Source organism: Pseudohongiella nitratireducens, from assembly GCF_001642735.1.
Classification (GTDB): Bacteria; Pseudomonadota; Gammaproteobacteria; order Pseudomonadales; family Pseudohongiellaceae; genus Pseudohongiella; species Pseudohongiella nitratireducens.
In genome coordinates, this window is sequence record NZ_LWHM01000015.1 from 1 (window position 1) to 784 (window position 784).

1 protein-coding gene is annotated in these 784 nt (G+C 52.2%); it reads left to right on the top strand.

The genetic code is table 11. The features are described 5' to 3' along the window. A partial coding sequence (locus PSCS_RS05365) for an IS256 family transposase (protein WP_157885632.1) occupies positions 1-750 on the top strand: 750 nt, incomplete at its 5' end. Positions 751-784 lie beyond the last annotated feature (34 nt).

Genomic DNA, 784 nt, shown 5'->3' on the forward strand with positions numbered 1-784 from the left:
GATCGTTGGGTGTATCTGTGGGCTGATGGTATCTACAGTGGCCTGAGGGCCGAGGATACCAAGCTGTGTGCGCTGGTGATCATTGGTGTTAATGAACGCGGTCAGAAGCATTTTTTGGCCATTGAGGACGGTGTTCGCGAGTCGACACAGAGTTGGCGTGAGGTGTTGCTTGATCTGAAAGCCAGGGGAATGAATACACCCAAGCTGGCCGTTGGTGACGGAGCGATGGGGTTTTGGTCGGCGTTGGATGAGGTGTACGGTGCGACCCGGCAGCAACGGTGCTGGATGCACAAAACAGCCAATGTGCTGAACACGGCCCCCAAGTCAGTACAAGCGAAGATGAAGCAGGCGCTTCATGATATCTGGCAGGCGGCCACGCGAAATGAAGCCGAGGCGGCTTTTGAGAAGTTTGAGTGCATGTACGAGCCAAAGTATCCGAAAGCGGTGCAGTGTTTACACAAAGATCGTGATGAACTGATGGCGTTTTATGATTTTCCTGCCAAGCACTGGCAGAGTTTGAGAACGACCAATCCTATCGAGTCGACATTCGGTACGATCCGTCACCGGACGAAGCGATCAAAGGGCTGTCTAAGTCGAGACGGTATGTTGCACATGATCTACAAGTTGGGGGAATGTGCCCAGAAGAAGTGGCGCAAGCAGCGCGGGTTTAATTACCTGGCCAAGGTGGTCCAGGGTGTGAAGTTCAAGGATGGTGAAGAGGTGATAACAGCTGACCAGAAAGTCGCTTGATCAAATGTCTGAACACCAGATTTGACAATAACTC